Origin of the sequence: Moorena sp. SIO4E2, from assembly GCF_010671945.1 — a bacterium.
Classification (GTDB): Bacteria; Cyanobacteriota; Cyanobacteriia; order Cyanobacteriales; family Coleofasciculaceae; genus Moorena; species Moorena producens.
The window spans coordinates 1-21,907 of the sequence record NZ_JAAHIE010000076.1; the positions used below are offsets into that span (position 1 = coordinate 1).

Below are 21,907 nucleotides of genomic sequence, written 5' to 3' on the forward strand. Positions count from 1 at the left end.
CTAGTAGGGGCGCTAGTACCAAAAATTTATCCACTAACGGGTCAAGGAATTTGCCTAAATCAGTAATTTGGTTCAGTTTACGAGCTAGATAACCATCTAACCAATCCGTTCCAGCAGCAAGGAGAAAAATCCCTAAACTAATCCAGCGGCTTTGGTCAGTTGGGTGATTCAGGAAGTATAGGATAAAGGGCAACCCCAGTAAGCGGGAAAAGGTAATCCAGTTAGGCAGAGTCATTCTGGTAATCGGTAATCGGTAATCGGTAATTGGTAATTGGTTACTGACCATATTAATTTTAGGGGCACACGCTGTGCCCCCTTAAGCATTTCGTCTATGGAAGTGAGAACCGACAGAGGAGAGGGAATAAATTTAGTATGTACCTCATCAAACTGAGAACCGCTATAATTCCTCTTCCTCGTTTCCGATTGCCTATTACTGAATTCCCGAAGACATCTAATCAAGCATTGCTGGTTCAAGCACGATCAAATTGCCCTGGTCATCAACTGTGATCGGCACAGGTTCGCTGATATCCCCGAGAAAGCTCTCGTCTAGAGCGAAATTACGCCATGACATAAAGTACCAGATCTGATCAGGACCTTGTACCAGTTTCCCGGAATAGAGCCGCTTCACTGAATCAACCCAGAGTGCCATTGGCGCAGAAAATGGTCCTAAAGGATGATCAGCAACCATGTAAAAGGTCCCCGTGAGGTTACTATCAACAAATTCTCCTGGGGGGATTGAGAAGAGCAGATAGTAGCGCCCCTGGATAAGAACCACTTGCGGACATTCCATAGTCCCGAACGTCATAGGCTCAGTTAATGGTGGCAATACTTGCCAATCAATCAGGTTTTGTGAAGTGGCATGAGCAATCACGCCCCGACTTTCGGCAGGACCATAGTTAACGCGACCAGTAATTAAGGCATGAAATTCCCCTGTTTCTGGATCCTGAAACACCCAAGGATCGCGCCAGGCTTCATCGAACCAAAGGTTTTTCTCAGGGTGCTGGAGATCATACTTCTCGTAGTAGCGACTATCAGCCTCGATCACCGGGTTTTTCGGATGTTTTTCCCAGTGGATTAAATCTTTGGAGGTCGCAAGGCTGATGCGTTGGATTTTTCCTTGCTCTTTGCGCTCAGTGCTGGTGTATAGGAGATACCACAGACCATCATGACGAATTACGGAGCCAGTCCAATTAGTGTACTCATCCACGTCACCATAAGCTTCAGGCTTCATAGCATCTGGTAGAATCTGCCAGTGCCGTAAATCCTGAGAAACAGCGTGACCAAATGAAACATGCCAATGTCGGTCTTCTGGATCCGGTAAATCCTTAGAAGCTTGCAAGTAAAATAAGTGATAGTCGGAAATATCTTGAGCTAGCCAGAAGTCCCAGATCCATTTATCTGGGATTTGTAAACTGTGATTAGGAAGCATGAGTTACCTGCTTTTGTGTAAGAGTATTCGTTAGTGAATAACTGTGACTAACTCCCTAGAACAGTTAGCCTCTTTACTAAGGCGTCAACTAGAGAGTAGAAAGTAATAATTCGGTAGTAGGGTAAGGTAAGGAATTTTACTTACCGCTTAATTAGAGCCTATCTAACTAATTGTTGTGTAATTTATAGAAGCAACGCCTAATGATTAAACACTAGTCTATGTATCCAAGCCAATTTTTTTTCCTGAATACATTAAACTAGTGATGAATTACGTACTGAGAGGATTTAAAACTATATCTATACTTTGGACGGGCATAAAGTTTGAGTTTGATTTAGCTATCAGCAAATACGCTCACTGTTGACCGCTCAAAGCATAGTAAAGCATAGTGTCTTAATTGATAAATTACCCTCTAATCAGATAATCAGAGAGTTACTACGTAATTCCTAATATTGATTCAGAATAGGTTAAGGCTATACCATTTAAGCGAGGTCTGTACTCGCTTTTTTACCTATCACTACCAAACTTATTCCAAGATAACAAATAGTGTTGGGGAAATGTCATTGGTAAAATTGCTTATTAATTGGCATCACAATCAAATCTTTAACTTGTGAAGACATAGACAAAGATTTAACTAAGGTGAGATTACTAGGATGTAAGCATTTAGCTATCAGCTATCAGCTATCAGCTCTCAGCTCTCAGCTTTTTAATAAAACGGGTAAGCATTGCTTTAATTTCTGTTACGTTAGCTGACCGCTGACCACTGACCACTGACCACTGACCGCTGAATGCTTACACTAGGACTTACGCAGTTGAAAGGAAAACCCGAAGCCAAACTCGAAGCCAAACCCTAATTTAGGAGCCCAAGGCTTGCGCCCTCTAGATAGGATCTCGGCGTTGCTTAATAATGGAATGATTTTAAGAGTTTTCTGGAATGGGCATGTTTGTGGAATGGGCATCTTGCGTGGAACTGGCATCAAGCCAGTTTCATGCTTATTTTCGAGCGGGCAGGATGCCCACATATTTTCGAGCGGGCAGGATGCCCACTCTACTCCTATTCATTCCTAAATTCAGCAACGCCAGGATCTCAGCCTATATAGCACTACGCATTCAGATTTTTGACATTCCTAAACTCCGAAACCTAGTCCTAGCTTACTTTTGACTTCTGACGCAAGCACCTTGCTGACTTGCGCGTAGCGCTATACTTCGATGCTAAACTTGCATGAGCAACCCTACCGATTAGGCCATCAAACGTGTAACCTTAATGTCTTACTAAGTAATACATATCATCAAGGAGAATTGGCGATCGCCAATTCTTGGTCAAATATAAGTATAAATACTTATATTGTCCTCCATATCCCTGGAATTTGATGGATCCTCTTGTCAAACAAATAATACATTGATTAAATAAAATAATATTCCCTTAACAAAACTAAAAATATCTTAAGCAGAAGCTGATGATACCACAACTCGATCAGGGCAGGAGCGAAGCTGCGACCTTAGAGCAACTGTTCAACCATGATATCAGCATCCAGACAACGCCTCATCAACCTGCTCCAAGTCAAGCAGCTCTCTCAAAATATCTCCTGCTTTACCTTCAAGGAGGAAAGGATTTAGAGGGAGTGCCTTGGCAGAGAGGGGAAATGGGTGGGGCTATTCTTGATGAAGATTTGTCTGTAATTAAAGACTTAGATGCTGTCTTTCAGCCAGACCGGGACGACTACTGGCGAAGCTCTCGCCTTCTAGCAGGAAGCTTACGGTTGGTAAACGAAAATTCCCTGTATTTCTTTTACGGTGGATCTCCAGACCGTCCTAATTTGCTTCATGAGTATATTGGCTTCTGTAAGGGAATAATTAGGGATAATCACGAGATTGATTGGCAAGCTCCCCAACTGATCGAATTTCTTGATTGGGAGAAATACTACGATTACTCCGACCATCCATTGATGCCAGACCAACGTCACCGCCAGTTGCGCGATCCTTTCCCGATATTTCACGAAGGCAAGTATTGGATGTTTTTATCTGCTGCTGCCAAAACAAATTCCCAACCCAAGAAAGGCTGTATTGGTCTAGCAGTAGCAGATCAACTCGAAGGACCCTATACACTCTTGCCACCAGCCCTGTTTCCTCATTTCATGACCGATGAAGGTGAGCAAGGTCTTTTTTACGAGTGTGAGCGAAGCCAAGTTTACTATAAAGGAGGAATGTGGCACATGTTCTTCTCTGTGATGAAGCAACATGTGAATCCCCGTTGGCTTGAGCAACTTGGTGACGACGCTGCCTCCATTACTGACTCCAGTCTGTACCATTTTGTCTCGCCACAAATCAACGGTCCCTATCAGCCAGCAGGGGTGGTACCGGTTGTGAAAGGATCTTCCGAGTCTAACTTGTATGCGATCAACTTTGAGCGCAATAACCAAGAAGACTTCATTGCCTATGGGTTAAATTTAGAAATGCAGGAACTCGATGTTTCTGGTCAGTGGAAAGTGTTGTGGGACAACGATTATCCAGAAATTAAGAAAGTAAGTCCTTCTGGTCAGCAGAGTGTTGCTGATCCCTCGTCACTATTATATGGACGTGAGGGATACTGTATTTGGGATGCAATTCTATTCAAGCTACCTGCCTAAGGTTAACGAGGTTACCAGGTTAAAGGTTATCTTCTGAACCTTTAACGTAAGCATATGCGCTACGCGCACGCTACGGGAACAGCAGTCAGCGGTCAGCGGTCAGCGGTCAGCTTATTTTATTCAAAAGCACCGATTGCGCTACGCTGTTCGCTGATAGCTGAATGCTTACCCTTTAACCAAACAACCTTTAACTTTCAACCTTTAACTTTCAACCTTTAACTTTCAACCTTTAACCAAACAACATTCAAACTAAGCCAATAGCTAATAGCTTACGGTTCCACAATCGAACCCATGAACAAAATTGCGCCAGTTTTATTGTCCCGAACAGTACAGAAAAAAGGACGATTAACCACTATATTAAATGGTTGATCTATGCTAATCGAAGTCGAAACAATACCGATAGAAGTAGCAGCGGCTGCTTCAGTGCCTTCTTCATTCACTTCTACAAAGGTTTTGTGCTTGACTTGACTAATGGCTGCTGATTCAGAGGTCAGATTAGAAAAATCAGCGTTATCGGTAAACGCCACATCCATCCCCAAAGCTTTTAAGGAATCGTTGAGTTTAATATCGTATTCAAATTTAAAGCGGGGTAGCCGAATTGACCCATCTCGCGACTTAAACTCTTTCATCCATTGTAGCCAGTTTTCCGCTGTGAGTTGTTGTTTAAATTCTGCCAAGCTGCTACCTTCACGGGGTAAGAAAACATACAAACTCAGCCGTTCTTTACCGTAGGGAATACTTACAGCTTGAAAGGCATCATTTTCATAGTACTTATACTTCCCATACTGATACATCATCGGGTGTTGCTTTTGGGTTAAACCGGAGATATAAAAAGGTTGATTAGAGGTTTTATTCTTATCGAATTCTCTTGTCCAGCTACCTTTGAAATAGATGGCATTGATTAAGAAAAGTAAGTCATCCCCTTGAGTGCGATCGACAATCGTTTTGATTTTGCCGTTTGTGTTGTTTTTGACCCAACGGTTAATTTTTGTGGCAGCCTTGGCACTACTAAAATCAAGTTCTGTGACCTCTGCGTCGTAGAATTCCTGGTTGTTTTTAAGAAATTTGGGCTTGATGTCAATGCCTTGGTTAGCCCACAGGGAGTTGGCAATAGACAGCTCGACATCAGGGTCAGCATTTTCCAAGCTAGCTTTTAAAGCGTTATTCCCCTGGTTGAGTTGATCTAGACTCAATCCCTCTAATTCTAAGACTTTTGCCATAGCCTCTTGAGTCTCACCGCTGGCACCGTTGTAAGCCATGTCTAGGGCAATGGCGATGCTGGTAGGAGAGACAAAAACATTCTTGTTAGTGTCCTGCTTGAGAATTTCTGAGAATAGCTTGAAGCCAAATTTCGTATTAGCGTCTACAAGATTGGTATCTACGTCTAGATTTGGTTGCTGGTTAGCTGAAATTGATTCTTTCGTTGGTTCGGAGTTAGGCAGAGGGTCAAGGGCATTGGTTTTTTCCGACACACACCCCAATATACCTGTAAGCAGGATGCTGACTGCCATAACAGTGGCTATACGACTAAGGATTTGATGGTTCATCTGATCGTCTCCGTTGCTAATACCCTGTTCTAATATGACCATTACAGGAGAATTCGGTTCCATTAGTTACGGTTTTTGCTACGGGTAAGTGGGTAATCCGTAATGGGGAATAACGATATAATCGTGGTGTTTAACAGTAAAAATAACAGTATAAATAACCTGATTTCCAGATAACCAACGTTATCCAGCAGTCATGATTTCATAAGTGGTGAAGGTTTTAAGGGCTCCACACTTCTGGACTTTTCGGTATTTTTTTTGTCCCTCACATACCTCTAGTCTTTCAACTTGGCTTTTCTGTTATCCATAACCAGAAAGCGCTCCACAAAAGGCTAGTTGTATCATAGGTAATTATAGTCAAATTTAGGCAACTATTACCATAACTTACGGATCTTTCAGATTTTTTGCCCTTGACAGCCACAATTTTTATGCTATGATGGAATAATTGGAATAAAAAGTATACTCCTGTTTCTGCTGAGCAACAACCTCAATCACACACAAAACCATACATTAAGCAAACCAGATCAGCAACATCGCATATCTATTATGAAGTTGACTAATAACACACCCTGCCTCCACTAGTATCAGGCTAGTGGAGTTTTTTGGTTGAGATCACCTGATGCTCAGATTGACTAGATCGACCAAAACAAGCAAGTTTATAAAACTTTATATGAAATCACACCAAAAATTGACGTTAAGTAAACACCAAATCATACATGATTGGCCAATAATATTAATTGAGAACACAAAGAGAAAAGCACACCCCGCTAGTCTGGCCGCTAGCGGGGATTTTTTTTACCGGAACTACGGCCAGGAGCCAGACCACTTGACCAGTAAGGCTCAAAACTGGGTAAATTCATCAGGTTGTAAGCATTCAGCTAATGGGCTACGCGCATATGCTTACATCAGGTCTAACCTTTAGCCCCATGTTTGCTTAGAGAAACAGATTCCGAAACGTGTCCAAATAGCTGGCTGCAAGCATACCTGCCAGGAAGCCAAATAAATGTCCTTGCCAGGAGATCCCTGTTTCACCAGGAAATAAACCTCTGAGTGTAAAACCATAGAGACCACCGATAGCGCTAGAACCTATGACTAACAGGGGCTTACCTTCTAAATACCCCTGTGCGATCAGAAAAGCTACATACCCAAAAACTACACCGCTCGCGCCATAAGAGACAGTGTTAGGTGAACCAAGTAGCCATTCAGCCAAACCACCAATCAAGACTATCGCCAAGGTCACGACCCAGAAATCATCGGTTCCTCGTAACAATACCCAACAGCCAAGGAGCGCAAACGGAATAGTGTTTCCGATCAAGTGTTTCCAGTCTTTGTGCAAGAAGGGTGAAAACAAAATACCAACTAGCCCAAGCCAGGTGCGGGGTTGGATACCAAACTTTTCGTTCAGTGCTCCCCCGCATAAGACTAAATTGACAAAACTTACAATCCAGGCGTAAAGAACCAAATCACCCACCGCCTGGAAGTTGTCACCCCAAGCATTTCGGAATTGATTAATCCAATCAAATATACTTGTCATACTTCACCCGGTAGCCTGCACGCTCATATTTATCTTTAATACTATAATTTATATAGCGTTTCTCATAGTAATCAGGTACGTAGGTGCGCTCTTACTTGGCGAATTAAATTCGCCACGGGTCGCACCTCAGGATTTTTTACCTATTCCCTATTCCCTAAAACCCAGTACTTTGTAACTCAACTAATTAAGACTTGCTATATATATAATTGATCATGAGTACCAATTCAAGGTTATCCCAAGGTAATTGGATCATGAGTTTATATTCAGAGTTAATTTTTCCCCGATTTCTGGACTGGGTTATGTCTGACCCGGTCTTAACCAAGTATCGTCAAGAGGTTTTATCTCAGGTGTCTGGGGAAGTATTTGAAATTGGCTTTGGCACAGGATTAAATTTAAAGTATTACCCCAAGCACCTGCAAAAACTTACAACTATTGATGTTAATCCTGGGATGGATTCCGTAGCAAAAAAACGTATTAATCAATCGGAAATTACTGTTGATTTTCGGGTGCTGAATGGGGAAAGTTTACCGATGGCTGACCATAGCTTCGATAGTGTAGTGAGCACCTGGACCTTGTGCAGTATTAGTAAGGTAAATCAGGCTATAGAGGAAATTTATCGGGTGCTCAAACCAGGGGGAAAGTTCTTTTTTATTGAGCATGGCATGAGTGATGAGTCTAAGGTTCAGGTTTGGCAAAATCGCTTGACCCCTGTACAAAAGATTATTGCGGATGGCTGTCATCTCAATCGTAATATCAAACAGCTGGTTGAAAACCATTTCCAGATTCTGAAGTTAGAAGAGTTTTATGAACCAAAATTTCCTAAGATTATGGGCTATATGTATAAGGGTGTGGCTCAGAAGTCTTGTTAGCATTAAGCGGTCAGCGGTCAGCGGTCAGTGGTCAGCCCTCAGCTGAGGTAACTCAGATTAAACCAATGCTTATCTGTTTTATTCAAAACCTGAACGCTAAAACCTGATAGCTGATAGCTGATACGCGACACGCTGATAGCTGATACGCGACACGCTGATAGCTGATAGCTAAAATAGGCACATTAGTTCCAACAGGGAATTAATTATTAGCCTATTAGCTATCTCGATTTAATGCTGAGATTACGGCCTGCTGGCTGACTATCTGATAAATTCCCTTTAAATACTGCATGACACGAGGGTCAGCTCCTCCTAGAGGAATTGTTCCTAAGACATCAAGGACGGTTCCACTATCTGTTGGTGGTGCAATTACCACGAGGGAAGAATCGAGGGGCTGATCGTATTGCCAAAATTGCTGAATATTGACTGAGGTTTCAGGATCGTCGATTGCGGATTCCCCCTCTTCCCTGTTTTGATCAGGGTTTTGATCAGCAGACGTGAGATTTGGAATTGACGATGGCTGCTCTGTGGCCGAAGTTTCTGGTGCTTGACCACTCCGTAATTTACGCAAGGCATCAAGGATTTGTTCTTTGGTGCTTCCCCGCAACTGGAACAAAACAAAGGGGTCTTCGCTGAAGCGATCGCCTAATTCATAGTATACTGCTGCGATATGCTTACAAGGATTTTTGGGATCGGGGCAATTGCATCTGGAACGAACGTCGGAGAGGGTGAAGGGAAATAAACTTAAACCATTGGAAGTAAATACTTCTTCGATATTATGGGGCATTTCTCCTGCTAATAACTGAGCTGAGTAAATTGCTTTACTTGCCAGGGTTTGCACCACATAATTCCAGTCTTCCTCAGTAAAGGGTTCGATGGAAATGGTCAATTCATAGGGCTCCGGAGCAGTTCCTTGAACTTTGGCCACTACTTGTGGTCCTAGAAAGTCAATACTGAGAATGTTGCCTTCTTTGGCATAAATACGTCCCCGTTCCAAACGCTTTTTGAAGCGATAGGAATTGAGTAATTCATTCCAACGTTCTACCCACCATTCTTGGGTTTCGATTTCGTAGTTTGTCATTATTGTAAAGGGAATAGGGAGTAGGGAGTAGGGAGTAGGGAGTAGGGAGTAGGCAACAAATACTTATATTATCACTATAGCTGTTTATAGTCTAATGAGGTACACAATATTGTTTCCCGATTCCCGATTCCCGATTCCCGATTCCCGATTCCCGATTCCCGATTCCCTGCTCCCTAAAACCTAAAACCTAAAACCTAAAACCTAAAAAAATGTACCTCACTAAATTGAAAACCTCTATAACTAAAACTTTGAGACTGGAACTCGTAACACTAATCCTGGATAGATCTGATGAGCATGCTTAATTTGGTGTCGGTTGGCTTCTAATATCCGACGAGACAATCTGCCGTCACCATAAACTTGTTGGGCGATGCTGAAGAGGGTGTCTCCGGGGATGACAGTGTATTGATAGAAACCAAAGTACCGAAGCAGCAAGGCGTTGCCGAAAACAATTGGCACGATTACTTTATTGGTTTCACTGCCGTTTGCTGGTGAGATACTGAAAATTTCAAGGGTACCTTGGGGGGTTGCTGGGACTATTTTCAATGGCAATCCTACCGAGAAGTTAGCGAGGATGCCATTACCGCCAACAGTGAGAAAATTCCGGAATAACTCGGTATCATTATTGTCCCGGACACCGACGTGAATGATGCCTTCAAACCCAGTAGCAATGCCGCAGACACGAATGGGATTTTGACACTCCCCGTCCTAGAAGAACGGGGATTCTTACTTCAACGAGCTGACTTGCTCAACCAGACCGGAATCAGGAAGAGTAGAGGCCAATTCTCCATAAGCGTTCGGATCTATGATCCAGGTTCCTGTGTGCCCCACAGTACCCAAGGCTCTTTTTAGAATATTGATCGCAGCATTATGGTCTCGGTCTAATTCACAACCACACTCACAGACGTGGGTTCTGGTTGATAAAGACTTCTTAACGACCTCGCCACAGTCTGAACAATTTTGGCTGGTATAGGCAGGATTGACTGCTACTGTCTGCCTATTAAACTTTTGGCCAAAATGCTCTAACCATTTTCTAAATTGATACCAACCCGCGTCATTAATAGATTTGGCAAGACAATGATTTTTCACCAGATTTTTAATCCTCAAGTCTTCGTAAGCAACCACATCGTTAGAGTGGATTACGCAACGTGCCGGAGACGAAACCTTAGAAGAGTGCAGCCTTACAACAAAACCTGCCACCTTTGATGCATAGCCTACCAACTATAAAGGCTGCACTCTTCTTGCGGTAACTTCTAACCAGTCTCTTGGCATGTTCTTCACGCTGCCTACTTATTTTGAGGTGTGTCTTACCTAATCTATTTCTGGCTTTTTTACGATTGGATGAGCCTTTCTTTTTGCGAGAAACTCTACGCTGATAAAACTTTAAGCGCTTTTCTCCTTTTCGATAAAACCTAGGGTTTGGCTCTGTGTCTCCTTTTGAGTCTGTATAGAACTCTTTTAGTCCTACATCCAAACCAATGTTGGTATGACTTGGTTCTAAAGACTCTTTGACATCAACCTTTACACAGAACTGAACAGAATAACCATCTGCGCGGCGAACTAACCTAACTCGCTTGATTAGTTTTTGGTCGTAGCGCCACAAGTCCCAAGTCCCCTTGAGTTTGAATTTGCCTATTCCTTTTTTGTCAATAAAGGAGATTGACTTTGTATCAGGGGAAAGCTTCCAGCCAGATGTTTTATATTCAACTGATCTGCAAAACTTTTTGAACTTTGGATAGCCTTTCTTCCCAGGGACTTGTTTTTTACAGTTGCTATAGAACCTAGAAATTGAATTATAAGCCCGTTCCACAGAAGCCTGACATGCATGAGAGTTCAAATCTTTGACAAAAGGAAACTCAGATCTGAGCCACGTATTATGGCGATAAAGGTCTTTTTGTCCTACGCCTTTATTGTCCATCCAATATCGAAGACACTTATTGCGTACAAATTGACCCGTCCTTATCGCATCGTCGATGGCGGCATATTGAGTTTTATTCCCTTTGACTTTGAACTCTAAGACGATCATTTGACGTGGAACAACTTTACGTAAACTGTAGCTCAAAAAAATAAAACTGTCAAGAAAGCCGTCCGTTGTTCGCGCAGCGTGGCCTACGGCCAAGTTACCGTAAGATAGTGGAGCCTTTATGGTCGGCAGGCTATGCGGATGCATGGTTAAAACTTATTGAATAAGGCTCCACAATAAACAGGTTTCTATCCAGCGAAGGACGGGGCTTGAAACCCAAATTTTTTCGTCAACAATGTCGTGGGGTAGGGGCTGACGAACGGAAATGCTAGGTAGACTGTTTCTTGGCTCAGGGGTACTTGTGTAAACCTGTGAGGTTTGGTGGCTAATTTTGCTATTAGTGTTAATTGTCTGAATCATGACTAGCTCCTGTTGGTTAGTTTATCCGGCGAGAAGCCTCATGATTTTAGCGAGGCTTGTTTTGCATTATGGACAATGACATCAAGCTTCAACAGTACCCAATCAGGGTACTTTTTTGTTTGTGAGTAAGCCGTCAGCGGTCAGCGGTCAGCGGTCAGCCGTGAGCTAAAAGCTCACGCTACTTGAGGTGCTTATTTGATTCAAAAGCACCTCAAGTAGTGTGGCCACAGGCCAAGGCTGATAGCTGATAGCTGATAGCTGATAGCTGAATACTTAACTTATTAGGTACATTAAATTTTATTACCCCTACTCCCTATTCCCTACTCCCTACTCCCTGCTCCCTTAAAATAAAAATGCTATAAATGCGTGTTAGAACTCCTACTATTTTACAAATGGAAGCAGTCGAATGCGGAGCCGCTTCCTTAGCTATTATTCTTGCTTACTATAATCGCATTGTCCCGTTAGCTGAACTCCGGATTGAGTGTGGGGTTTCCCGTGATGGCAGCAAAGCTTCTAATGTGATTCTTGCTGCTAGAGGTTACGGAATGGTTGCAGATGGCTTTAAAGCAGAAGACCTAGAACAACTTCAAGAAGTATCTCCCCCCTACATTGTCTTTTGGCAGTTCAATCACTTCCTGGTCGTGGAAGGATTCAGCAAACATTGGGTATTCCTCAATGACCCCGCTACGGGTCCCCGCAGGGTGTCTTGGGAAGAATTTGATGAGGGGTTTACTGGGATTATCCTAGTAATGGAACCGGGACCGGAGTTTAACAAGGGGGGTCGTAAACCTAGTGTTATCTTAGCATTGATTGACCGTTTACAAGGTTCAGTTGGGGCAATTTTATACTGTATTTTGGCAGGATTTCTGTTAGTGCTGCCAGGATTAGCTATCCCAGTTTTCAGTCAGGTGTTTGTGGATGAGATTCTGGTAGAAAATCGCACGGAATGGCTGCGTCCCCTAATTTTGGGGATGATTATTACCACGGTGTTTCAAGGGATTCTGACCCTGCTGCGACTGCGCTATTTACGAAAGCTGAGGATTAAGCTGGCTGTCGGGATGTCCACTCGTTTCCTATGGCATATTCTGAGATTACCTGTGAGATTTTATGCTCAAAGATATGCCGGGGAAATTAGCAATCGTGCCAGTCTGAATAATAAAGTAGGTCAGGTGCTATCTGGACAATTGGCAACTACGGTGATTGATACGGTGATGATATTGTTCTACGCTGTGGTGATGTTGGCCTATGATGGAGTACTGACCTTAATTGGTATCTGTTTTTCCGCCATCAATGGCTTGGCCTTGCAGTGGGTAGCCAGACAGCGGGTGGATGCTAATATGCGCTTAGTCCAAGATTGGGGAAAAGCTGCGGGGGTAAGTATTGCAGCCCTCCAGAGTATGGAAACCTTGAAAGCATCAGCCTTGGAGTCGGATTTCTTTTCCCGCTGGTCTGGTTATTATGCCAAAGCTGCGATCGCTCAGCAAGAGTTGGAAGTCACAAACCAGATGTTGGGGGTTTTGCCCATATTACTTACCTCCTTAACCTCGATGTTGATCTTAGTGGTTGGGGGTTGGCGGGTGATGGATGGAAACCTCAGTATTGGGATGTTGGTGGCGTTTCAAAGTTTGATGATCAGTTTTCAACAACCTGTTAATACCTTGGTAGATTTCGGGAGTACCCTCCAGGAATTAGAAGGGGATTTGAATCGTTTAGATGATGTGTTGGGTAATTCCCTTGATTCGGAAGTGGAGACAAGACAAGTCAAAATTCAAAATTCAAAATTCAAAATTCAAAATGACGTAGACAGTGACATTACTGATTCCCGATTGCAAGGTTATGTGGAGTTACGGGATGTTACTTTTGGTTACTCCCATGTAGACCCGCCCTTGATTGAGAACTTCAATCTATCCTTGCAACCAGGAGAAAGGGTGGCTTTAGTGGGTGCCAGTGGCTCGGGGAAATCTACCCTGGCTAAACTGATCTGTGGACTTTATCAACCTTGGGAAGGGGAGATTCTCTTGGATGGGACTCCTAGAAGGGAAATTCCGCGAGAGGTCTTGGCCAGTTCTTTATCTCTGGTGGAACAGGATATCTTTCTGTTTGGCGGGACGGTGCGGGATAATTTGACCTTATGGAATGCTACAGTAACCGATCAGCAATTAGTCCAAGCTTGTCAAGATGCGGTTATCCATGAAGCAGTCATGGCAATTCCGGGGGGATATGACGGGGAATTGCTGGAAGGGGGTGTGAATTTAAGTGGGGGACAGCGACAACGGTTGGAAATTGCCCGGGCATTGGTGAAAAATCCAGCAATTTTGGTGATGGATGAAGCAACGTCTGCTTTAGATGCCCAGACAGAACAAATGATTGTGTCAAATTTGCGATCGCGTCAGTGTAGTTGTATTTTGGTAGCCCACCGCCTGAGTACGATTCGGGATTGTGATCAGATTATTGTGCTGGAAGGGGGTAAGGTAGTGCAGCGGGGAACTCATGAGGAATTGTGGGAGGAAGGGGGAGTGTATGAGCAGTTGATTCGTTCAGAAGGTTGATTGCTTAGGTTACCAATTATTTTTGTTTAACTTAACAGTATGACCTTGATTTTGTTGGTAGTAGTAAATAAGTAGTGATTTTAGCTCCTGTTACCTTGAGCAGACTGTAGCTAAACCACTACATCGTTACCACAGGTGCGACCTGTGGTGAATTTAATTCTTAATCCGGAAAGCGCACCTATACCCTTTTATTTTTTCAGCGTGTTGGACTCAAAGCATTATCCTGTTTTACCAAAAACGATAGGTGTAACTCGTGTTACTCCAGCCCCCCCAACTTAGTCCACCAACTAAGCTATCCAATTCCTGTTCTGAGAGTTTAGAGGGTTGAGGTTTGGAGGGAGTAATTGGCTGAATTGCGGGTTCCTGAGATTGAAAATTGTTTCTTTTTAACTTCATAGTCTGAGCTTGGTTTCGTTTTTTTTATCTGTTGAACTAACCTTAATTATTTATTTATCATTATTTAATATTTCAGTCAATAGGTATATTTAAGATATTTGGTTGTTCATCACATTTTATGCTAAATTTTTAGCCGTAAATATTGTGCGATAAACTATAAGGGATTTGGCAACAGATACAAACCAAAACCCAAAAAACAAACCCCCAACAAGTGCCACTGGGGCAGCAAGCTACTTGCTTTCCTATGACGAATTAAATTACGGGGTTGCACCTCTGGGTGATGCTTCATGATCTGATCTAGATAGTGAATCCAATCTGTACCATTGTGGCAGTTTCAAAACTGCCCTACTGATCAGTGTAGGAAGTTACTCATAGCTATACACTGATTAGTGTAGGAAGTATGTCAAAGCTGACTTACTAAATCAAAGGTGATTTAAATGGCTAGAATCAAAATAGAAGAACTGACCGATAAATCAACCAAAGACTCATCAGGAAGGGGTAACACCTTATTGGCCTTGACTGACGACGAGTTAAGCAAGGTGTGCGGTGGTTTTATAGCTGGCGGCAATAAACGTCTTGATTCGTTAAATGCAAATGTGTCGTAGTGGTAAAGATGTAGTGGTTTGCTACGGTCTGATCAAGGTAACGGGAGCTAAAATCACTACTTGTGTACCACTACCCACTACATGTTTATCACTACCGACTATGCAGTTCATGTAGGGTGGGCAGTGCACCAGACAGATAATGAAGCTTGCAAACCGCGTTGGTAGGCACTGCCCACCCTACGATTAATCACTCATACCTCGTCAATAATTATCGAAGTTATGACGACTTAAACGGATCAAATCCTGGGCTAGCGGACGCTTTCCTGAAGCCCTCAATTATTACTTCGGGATAATCTTTTTCTTTTACGCAGAGAAAAGATTTTTTGTAAAAAATATTTACATAAGGATTTCGATAATCTGAGGAATAGCATCAGTAATGGCTGATCCTAAGAGTTCATTAACCTCAATTTTGATAAAATTCAGTAGGCTATCATATTTCCCTGTCCCATGACAGAAAAAGCCCTGAGGGAACTCGCCTCAATCCTCAATCCCACCGCCGACATCCCCGAAGGAGAAACCCCGCTGTTAATTGCTGTAGGTGCTATCGGCAAAGCTTTAGGGATAACCATTCGTCCTGCTGCTAAATCAGAAAATGCCAATACCCTAGACGCGATCGCACGGGCTTCCGGTTTCCGCACCCGTCGAGTCACCCTCACTGGTAACTGGTGGAAAACAGATTGTGGTCCCCTGCTGGCTTTTACTAAGGAAGAAAATCAACCAGTCGCTCTGCTACCGCTCAAAGCCACCAAGTATGAAATCCTTGACCCAGTCGAGTTGACCCGCACCCCCCTCAACCGTAACACTGCCACAACAATTGCTGCCATTGCCTATACCTTTTATCGGCCTTTACCCGATAAAGAGATTACAGTCTGGGATATTCTCCAATTTACGATCAGAGGTCGTGCTCCAGACTTGCTGAAAATCCTGGGAGTGGGAGTAGTTGCAACGTTATTCGGGATGTTGACACCACAAATTACTGGTATTCTGATCGACTCTGCCATTCCCGACGCTAAACGCCAATTATTAATCCAAATGGGTTTGGGATTGTTAGCCGCTAGCTTTGGGGTGATGATATTCCAATTGGCTCAAAGTTTTGTGATCCTGAGATGGCAAACCAAAGTCAGTTATGATACTCAAGCCGCCCTTTGGGATAGATTGCTCAAACTCAAACCCGCCTTTTTCCGCCAGTATTCCACAGGGGATTTACACAATCGGGTTTCCGCTGTTAATCAGATTCGTGATCGACTTAGCGGTAGCATTTTGCGAACCCTATTTACCAGTTTATTTTCGTTGCTAAATCTAGGACTATTGATAGTCTACAGTTTTCCTCTGGCATTCGTTGCGATCGCTATCGCTTTAGTAGCAGTAATTATTACTACCCTATCCGGTATGATTACCAGGCGGAAAATGCGTCCCCTCCAGCAGCTTTCAGGAGAAATCTTTGGACTAACAGTGCAGTTAATTGGTGGCATCTCGAAATTACGAGTTGCTGCTGCTGAATCAGAGGCGTTTGCTTGCTGGGCGAAAAAATACACTCAGCAGGTAAAACTGATATTGAGTACCCAGTTAGTGGAAGACTTACTAACTGCGTTTAATGTAATGTTACCAGCAGTAAGTTCCATGCTGCTGTTTGGATTTACTGTTGCTTTAATGGCACAGTCCGTAGGGGAAACAGGATTATCTACTGGTACATTTCTGGCATTTAATACTGCCTTCGGTACCTTTATCACCAGCGCCACCCGATTAAGCAACACTCTGATTGATAGTTTAGATATCAGTATTTTATGGGAACGCGCCCAACCAATTTTACAGACAAAGCCAGAAGTTGATGCTGATAAGTACCATCCCGGCAGGCTTTCAGGTCAACTGAAATTAAACCAGGTTTGCTTTCGTTACCGCCAGGATAGTCCTTTAGTTTTAGATAAAATTACCCTAGACGCGAAAGCTGGAGAATTTATTGCTATTGTCGGTCCCTCGGGGAGTGGTAAATCCACTATCATGCGGTTGCTGTTGGGATTTGAAACTCCCGAAGCGGGAGCAATCTTTTATGATGGCAAAGATTTATCGGGATTAGATATTGCAGCGGTCAGGCGACAGTTAGGGGTAGTGCTGCAAAATGGGCGGATTATGAGTGGTTCAATTTGGGAAAACATTGCTGGGGGGGCAATTGTTACCCAAGATAAAGCTCTGGAAGCGTTGCAGATGGCGGGATTAGCTGAGGATATTCAAGCCATGCCCATGGGGATACATACTATTATTTCCGAAGGGGGTGGGAATCTTTCTGGAGGACAGCGACAACGGTTATTTATTGCTCGCGCTTTGGTACACAAACCCCAGATTTTATTGTTTGATGAAGCGACATCTGCCTTGGATAATCGCACCCAAGCAATTGTTACTAACAGTTTAGAACAATTGGGGGTAACTCGTGTAGTAATTGCCCATCGTTTGAGTACTATTCGTCATGCTGATAGGATTTATGTGTTGCATGGTGGGAAGATAGTACAGCAGGGAAGTTTTGAGGAATTGGCAGCAGTTGAGGGGTTGTTTGCTGATTTGATGGCGCGACAGATGGTGTGAAGGGAATAGGGAGTAGGGAATAGGGAGTAGGGAGTAGGGAATAGGCAAGAGGCAAGAGGCAAGAGGCAAGAGGTGAAAAATCCTGTATATCTGATAGCTATTAAAAACCCTGTAAATGTGATATAATTTCATTATTACCTAGCTCCGTTAATAGTTTCATAATGAAAACAATTTCCAAAAGTATACTAAAAAGCAAACTGCTGGAGTTCTTGCAGCTTGTCGAGTCAGAAGGGGAAGAAATTGTAGTTACTGATCGGGGCAAACCAGTGGTGATCATTTCTAAATACGCCAGCAATTTCCCTTCAACAGAACAGTTATTTGGGCAAATGCGCGGTAAAGTACAGTATTTTGAGGATTTAACAACTCCTACAACAGCAGAATGGGGAGAAGTGTGAAAATTGTTCTCGATACTTGCGCTTTGATTTGGTGGAGTCTAGATCCAGATAAGCTTTCTCAATCTGCGAAAGACGTTTGCCACCAAATGGAAACGAAAAAAAATGGTCTTGTTCCATCCATATCTCTCTGGGAAATTGCGATAAAAATCAAAAATAAAAAACTAGATTTAGGAGTTGATATTAAGAAGTATGTTGCTTCTTTGAAAAAGTCTAGTGTTGTCAGAATTGTCCCGATTGATGAAGATCTGTGGTTAGAAAGTGTCAAGCTAGCATGGGATCATCGAGATCCTGTTGATCGAGTCGTTGTAGCACTAGCTATCAGCCATCAAGCTTCAATCATCACAGCAGACAGAGAAATCAGAAATTTTTACTCAGATGTGATTTGGTAGTACAAACCTGACAGGGTGACAATCAGCCTTATTAGCGTAGACCTTTTCTAGACTTAACGATTGCTAAAACCAAAAAGCAAAACCCCCAGCAAGAGCTACATAGGAAGTAAGCTCAATGCTGGGGTGAAAACAGCAACCGTATTGCCCGTGCCAGGTAATCAAAGGCTGATCGGCGTTGGGATGGTTGTTAATCAATTTATCGAGGCGAACCCAACGCCCTGGGATGGGTCAAATGGTTTTTTACCAATGCCTTAGGTCTGTGGTATTTTCAGGTATTCCCACCCCTCACATACCCATTCCCGCTCCCGCTATCGTCTCCAATTCACACAAAGAGAGTTTGGAGAGTTTCGAGGGTTTTGTGGTGGAGTTTGAGTTGACCGACTCAGAGTTGGGTCGAGAGTTTTGTGGTGGAGTTTGGTGGGTTTGATTGTTCTTCATTTTTTTTGCCGTTTAGTGGTAGTTTTAATGATGATCTGATGGATCCGTTGTAGGTGATCCAGGTTAGGTAAAGTAGGTTTAGATTGACGAAGTTGGGGCACCAGTTGCGCCGCCGCCCCAGGAGCTTTGGGGCAGTAAGATGCCCCCCACCCCAGGAGCGTAATTGCGTCATGCTCTTTATAACCAACTACTTTGATGCAGTTATTTACTAACCCATTGGTGATCAAACATAATACTATAATCAAAGAAATATAGCACTATTGTCAAGCAACTTTACAAAGTTTATTATATTTTACATAGGGTTAGCTAATCAATCGGATTTTGTTTGGAAGAAATTGTAATTGACAAAACGTAGGATATGTCAAGGAAGTCTGCTATCAACTATTAGCTATCAGTTATCAGTTATTAGCTATCAGTTATCAGCTATCAGCTATCAGCTATCAGCTAAGTAGGTGGGTTTAATTATCCGTAAAATAGCGATTGTGAATCTATGGCCAGGCTACTGTTCGCGCAGCGTGCGCGTAGCGCAATCAGTGTTTTTGAATAAAATAAGCTGACGGCTGACGGCTGACGGCTGACGGCTCCCTGCTCCCTATTCCCTATTCCCTATTCCCCATTCCCCATTCCCTGCTCCCTCCTCCCCAATAATGACTCAGCAAAAACCCCCTATCTTCCGTCAGCAAGCCCTAAACCGATTATCTGACCCAGAACAGTTAGATCGGTTAATGCCAGTGGTTAGTCCCGTCGATTGGCTACCCTTGGGGGGATTAGCTATATTCGGCCTGATTGGGGTACTTTGGAGCATAGTTGGGACTATTCCGATCACAGTCACTGGTAAGGGAGTGCTGATTAATCCCCGTCGGGTGGTACAATTGCAATCTCCGATATCGGGACAGTTGGAATCCTTAACGATTCGCACAGGTCAATGTGTAAAAAAAGACGATATCCTGGGAATCATTGACCCCTCTGATCTAAAACAGCAGTTGCAACAACAACGGGATAAACTGGCTCAGTTAAAGCAACAAATAGCAAAAATTACGTTACTGCGACAACAACGCACCCAGCTAGAAACAACAGCAATTACTGCTGAACGCACCAGCTTACAACAACGGTTACGAGATACTGAAACCTTGACTCCCCAGCTCCAAAATCAAGGATTAACTAGCATCTTGAGCCAGCATCGCAGCCTCCAACAACAGCTCAAAGATGCAGAAGAATTAACCCCGATACTACAACAGCGACTGGCCAAGCAACGGGACTTGCAACAACAAGGAGCAATTTCTTCTGAACGGGTTTTACAAGCAGAACAAGACTATCGAGAAATTCGTCAAACTATCTCCGAGATTCAAGCACAATTGCAACAGTTGCAGGTACAGGAAACGGAGCTACAACAGAAGTATTTAGAAAATATCAATAGTATTACTCAAATTAAAGCGGAATTAGAAAAACTAGACACCCGTAGTAAACAACTAGAACAGGATAATCTGGAAGCTACCAATACTGATAATAATCAAATTCAGGACATACAGCAAGCCATCGCCCGATTGCAAAAGGAAGTTGCAGACAACAGTATTATTAAAAGTCCCCATACCGGATGCATTCTAGAAATAACGGCTACTGTGGGGCAATATCTCAACCCCGGAAATTCCCTGGGAAGCCTACAAACACCAGGGAAAGCTAGGGATATGATCAGCGTAACCTATTTTGCTGTGGAGGATGGCAAAAAAATTCAACCGGGAATGGGGATTTTAATTACACCGGATACGGTAAAACGGACAAGATATGGAGGAATTGTGGGGAAAATTACCGAAGTTTCTCCCTTTTCCATCACCTCAGCAGGGGCGAGTTCGGTGATAGGAAATCCGGAGGTGGTACAAAAATTAATGGGTGAGGAAGGAGGTAAAATCGAAGCGATCGCTAAATTACAACTTGACTCAAAAACCCCCAGTGGTTATCAATGGTCATCTTCCCTCGGACCCCAGTTGGAAATTTCTCCAGGAACCACAACAACGGTAAGGGTAACAGTAGAAGAGCGTAGGCCGATTACTTGGGTTTTACCTATTTTGAGAGAGTGGAGTGGGATATAGAAATTATCAATTGGGTTAGGTAAAAATCTTTAGGTTTTAGGGAACAGGGAACAAGGAGTAGGGAGTAGGGAGTAGGGAGTAGGGAGCCTCGGAGCAGGGAGCCTCGGAGCAGGGAACAGGGAGTCGGGAAGAGTAGTCAAGGGTTTTCATGAGCTATTTAGAAACGCTATAACTGTGTGGAAGATAAATAATTTGGTCTTGATATTCGCTTTCAAAAGATGCCTCAGCTAGAAAAACCAACTCATCAATATTTTCTCCCATACTTAACTTGGTGTTGAGAATAAAGATGCCTGGTATGTGATTCCCTTCTGCAATATAATCAGCTAAGTGGGTCGGCATAGATTTACGATTATTTGTCACCAGCACAAAACCATACTCGTCACACCAGTTCAGAATTTGTGGGTCTAACGTTCCTCTTGCAGGAGTATTCGGTTCACCAACAACCCACATCACCAAATCAGGAGAATTCCGGGTCAATTGGATTTTGTAAGCAGGATTGACATTTTCATCCAATAGATATTTGAGAGTCATCAGCTTTTTTCATTACTTTTCGTTCTGCTCTCAACTTCCGCAATCGCAGCGCAGAGGTGGAGGGATTAAGTTGCTGTGCTTTCAGTTGCTGGTGACTCCACTCTAACCAGTCAGCAACATATTGGCTCACCATTTCTTTATTGTGTAGATAATAAAGAATAGTAGCGTAGACCTGTTCTAGATTTAGGGATGGATAGGTTTCGGCAATTTCTTCGGGAGTGCGGGCACGATGGATATAATCATAGAGAATAGTTTCTATTCCTATTCTTGTGCCTTTGAGCCGAATATCGTCCACACTTAGGAAGTCAAAATAGTTTTCTAGTTGCATTTATTTTATAGCAAAGGGAGTAGGGAGCAGGGAGCAGGCAATAAGCAAGAGGCAAGAGGTAAAAAATGCTGTGTACCTCAGGTGCGACCCGTGGCGAATTTAATTCTTAATGGGTCAAGGGCACCTAATAGTTATGGAAAACGCTGTATTAGCT

Annotated in this window: 21 protein-coding genes; 11 read left to right on the plus strand and 10 right to left on the minus strand. The window is 43.2% G+C overall.

Features of this window, described 5'->3' with window-relative positions; all coding sequences use genetic code 11:
• Positions 1–235: CDP-alcohol phosphatidyltransferase family protein (locus tag F6K37_RS11210; protein ID WP_287250214.1), on the minus strand; the 235-nt coding region annotated here is incomplete at its 3' end.
• A gap of 216 nt (positions 236–451) precedes the next feature.
• Positions 452–1,429 carry a glycoside hydrolase family protein gene (locus tag F6K37_RS11215; RefSeq protein ID WP_008185641.1) on the minus strand — a complete coding sequence of 326 codons (978 nt, stop codon included), beginning with the start codon at positions 1,427–1,429 and terminating at the stop codon, positions 452–454.
• A 931-nt stretch (positions 1,430–2,360) separates the two neighbouring features.
• Here F6K37_RS11215 and F6K37_RS11220 point away from each other — a divergent pair.
• The 3 genes from F6K37_RS11220 (at position 2,361) to F6K37_RS11230 (ending at position 4,272) form a co-directional block, all read left to right on the plus strand.
• Positions 2,361–2,588 (plus strand): hypothetical protein, encoded by a 228-nt coding sequence (locus F6K37_RS11220; RefSeq protein ID WP_008185642.1) that lies wholly within the window; start codon positions 2,361–2,363, stop codon positions 2,586–2,588.
• 295 nt (positions 2,589–2,883) lie between these two features.
• Entirely contained in the window at positions 2,884–4,053 is a 1,170-nt protein-coding gene (locus tag F6K37_RS11225) for a glycoside hydrolase family protein (RefSeq protein WP_287250196.1), read from the plus strand.
• 54 nt (positions 4,054–4,107) lie between these two features.
• The gene (locus tag F6K37_RS11230) at positions 4,108–4,272 is read left to right on the plus strand and encodes a hypothetical protein (protein WP_287250198.1); all 165 of its coding nucleotides are present in this window, start codon (positions 4,108–4,110) and stop codon (positions 4,270–4,272) included.
• Between the two features lie 50 nt (positions 4,273–4,322).
• Here F6K37_RS11230 and F6K37_RS11235 read toward each other — a convergent pair whose 3' ends face one another.
• Both F6K37_RS11235 and F6K37_RS11240 read right to left on the minus strand, forming a co-directional pair.
• Positions 4,323–5,663: a serpin family protein gene (locus tag F6K37_RS11235; protein ID WP_287250200.1), complete on the minus strand. Its 1,341-nt coding sequence runs from the start codon at positions 5,661–5,663 to the stop codon at positions 4,323–4,325.
• A gap of 868 nt (positions 5,664–6,531) precedes the next feature.
• A complete protein-coding gene (locus F6K37_RS11240; protein WP_008185649.1) occupies positions 6,532–7,131 on the minus strand; it encodes a rhomboid family intramembrane serine protease in 600 nt (199 codons plus the stop codon).
• Between the two features lie 251 nt (positions 7,132–7,382).
• Here F6K37_RS11240 and F6K37_RS11245 point away from each other — a divergent pair, with 251 nt between their 5' ends.
• A complete protein-coding gene (locus F6K37_RS11245) occupies positions 7,383–8,000 on the plus strand; it encodes a class I SAM-dependent methyltransferase (RefSeq protein WP_044493575.1) in 618 nt (205 codons plus the stop codon).
• A 214-nt stretch (positions 8,001–8,214) separates the two neighbouring features.
• Here F6K37_RS11245 and F6K37_RS11250 read toward each other — a convergent pair whose 3' ends face one another.
• The 4 genes from F6K37_RS11250 to F6K37_RS11265 form a co-directional block, all read right to left on the minus strand.
• Positions 8,215–9,078, minus strand: coding sequence for an SWIM zinc finger family protein (locus F6K37_RS11250; protein ID WP_008185658.1), 864 nt, complete (start codon positions 9,076–9,078; stop codon positions 8,215–8,217).
• A 240-nt stretch (positions 9,079–9,318) separates the two neighbouring features.
• Positions 9,319–9,762, minus strand: coding sequence for a LysM peptidoglycan-binding domain-containing protein (locus F6K37_RS11255; RefSeq protein ID WP_267872052.1), 444 nt, complete (start codon positions 9,760–9,762; stop codon positions 9,319–9,321).
• Between the two features lie 39 nt (positions 9,763–9,801).
• A complete protein-coding gene (locus tag F6K37_RS11260) occupies positions 9,802–10,275 on the minus strand; it encodes an RNA-guided endonuclease InsQ/TnpB family protein (protein WP_229414553.1) in 474 nt (157 codons plus the stop codon).
• The gene (locus tag F6K37_RS11265; protein ID WP_044493640.1) at positions 10,241–11,101 is read right to left on the minus strand and encodes an RNA-guided endonuclease InsQ/TnpB family protein; all 861 of its coding nucleotides are present in this window, start codon (positions 11,099–11,101) and stop codon (positions 10,241–10,243) included. The genes F6K37_RS11260 and F6K37_RS11265 overlap by 35 nt, the downstream gene beginning before the upstream one ends.
• A 719-nt stretch (positions 11,102–11,820) precedes the next feature.
• Between F6K37_RS11265 and F6K37_RS11270 the strand changes: the two genes are divergently transcribed.
• The 7 genes from F6K37_RS11270 (at position 11,821) to F6K37_RS11300 (ending at position 20,894) form a co-directional block, all read left to right on the plus strand.
• Complete coding sequence (locus F6K37_RS11270) at positions 11,821–14,007, plus strand: NHLP family bacteriocin export ABC transporter peptidase/permease/ATPase subunit (protein ID WP_008185667.1); 2,187 nt, start codon at positions 11,821–11,823, stop codon at positions 14,005–14,007.
• Positions 14,008–14,840: 833 nt separating this feature from the next.
• Positions 14,841–15,008, plus strand: a complete 168-nt coding sequence (locus F6K37_RS11275; protein ID WP_008185674.1) for a hypothetical protein — start codon at positions 14,841–14,843, stop codon at positions 15,006–15,008.
• 447 nt (positions 15,009–15,455) lie between these two features.
• On the plus strand, positions 15,456–17,585 hold the full coding sequence (locus F6K37_RS11280) for an NHLP bacteriocin export ABC transporter permease/ATPase subunit (protein WP_287250205.1): 2,130 nt from the start codon (positions 15,456–15,458) through the stop codon (positions 17,583–17,585).
• Between the two features lie 161 nt (positions 17,586–17,746).
• Entirely contained in the window at positions 17,747–17,980 is a 234-nt protein-coding gene (locus F6K37_RS11285) for a type II toxin-antitoxin system Phd/YefM family antitoxin (RefSeq protein WP_008185679.1), read from the plus strand.
• Positions 17,977–18,369 (plus strand): type II toxin-antitoxin system VapC family toxin, encoded by a 393-nt coding sequence (locus F6K37_RS11290; protein ID WP_287250208.1) that lies wholly within the window; start codon positions 17,977–17,979, stop codon positions 18,367–18,369. The genes F6K37_RS11285 and F6K37_RS11290 overlap by 4 nt, the downstream gene beginning before the upstream one ends.
• A gap of 232 nt (positions 18,370–18,601) precedes the next feature.
• Positions 18,602–18,796, plus strand: coding sequence for a hypothetical protein (locus tag F6K37_RS11295; protein ID WP_131827145.1), 195 nt, complete (start codon positions 18,602–18,604; stop codon positions 18,794–18,796).
• A gap of 658 nt (positions 18,797–19,454) precedes the next feature.
• Entirely contained in the window at positions 19,455–20,894 is a 1,440-nt protein-coding gene (locus tag F6K37_RS11300; protein WP_287250211.1) for an NHLP bacteriocin system secretion protein, read from the plus strand.
• Positions 20,895–21,047: 153 nt separating this feature from the next.
• Here the strand turns inward: F6K37_RS11300 and F6K37_RS11305 are convergent, their stop codons facing one another.
• Together F6K37_RS11305 and F6K37_RS11310 are read right to left on the minus strand one after the other, a co-directional pair.
• Entirely contained in the window at positions 21,048–21,425 is a 378-nt protein-coding gene (locus F6K37_RS11305) for a DUF5615 family PIN-like protein (protein ID WP_008185689.1), read from the minus strand.
• Positions 21,400–21,753, minus strand: coding sequence for a DUF433 domain-containing protein (locus F6K37_RS11310; protein WP_008185691.1), 354 nt, complete (start codon positions 21,751–21,753; stop codon positions 21,400–21,402). The genes F6K37_RS11305 and F6K37_RS11310 overlap by 26 nt, the downstream gene beginning before the upstream one ends.
• Positions 21,754–21,907 lie beyond the last annotated feature (154 nt).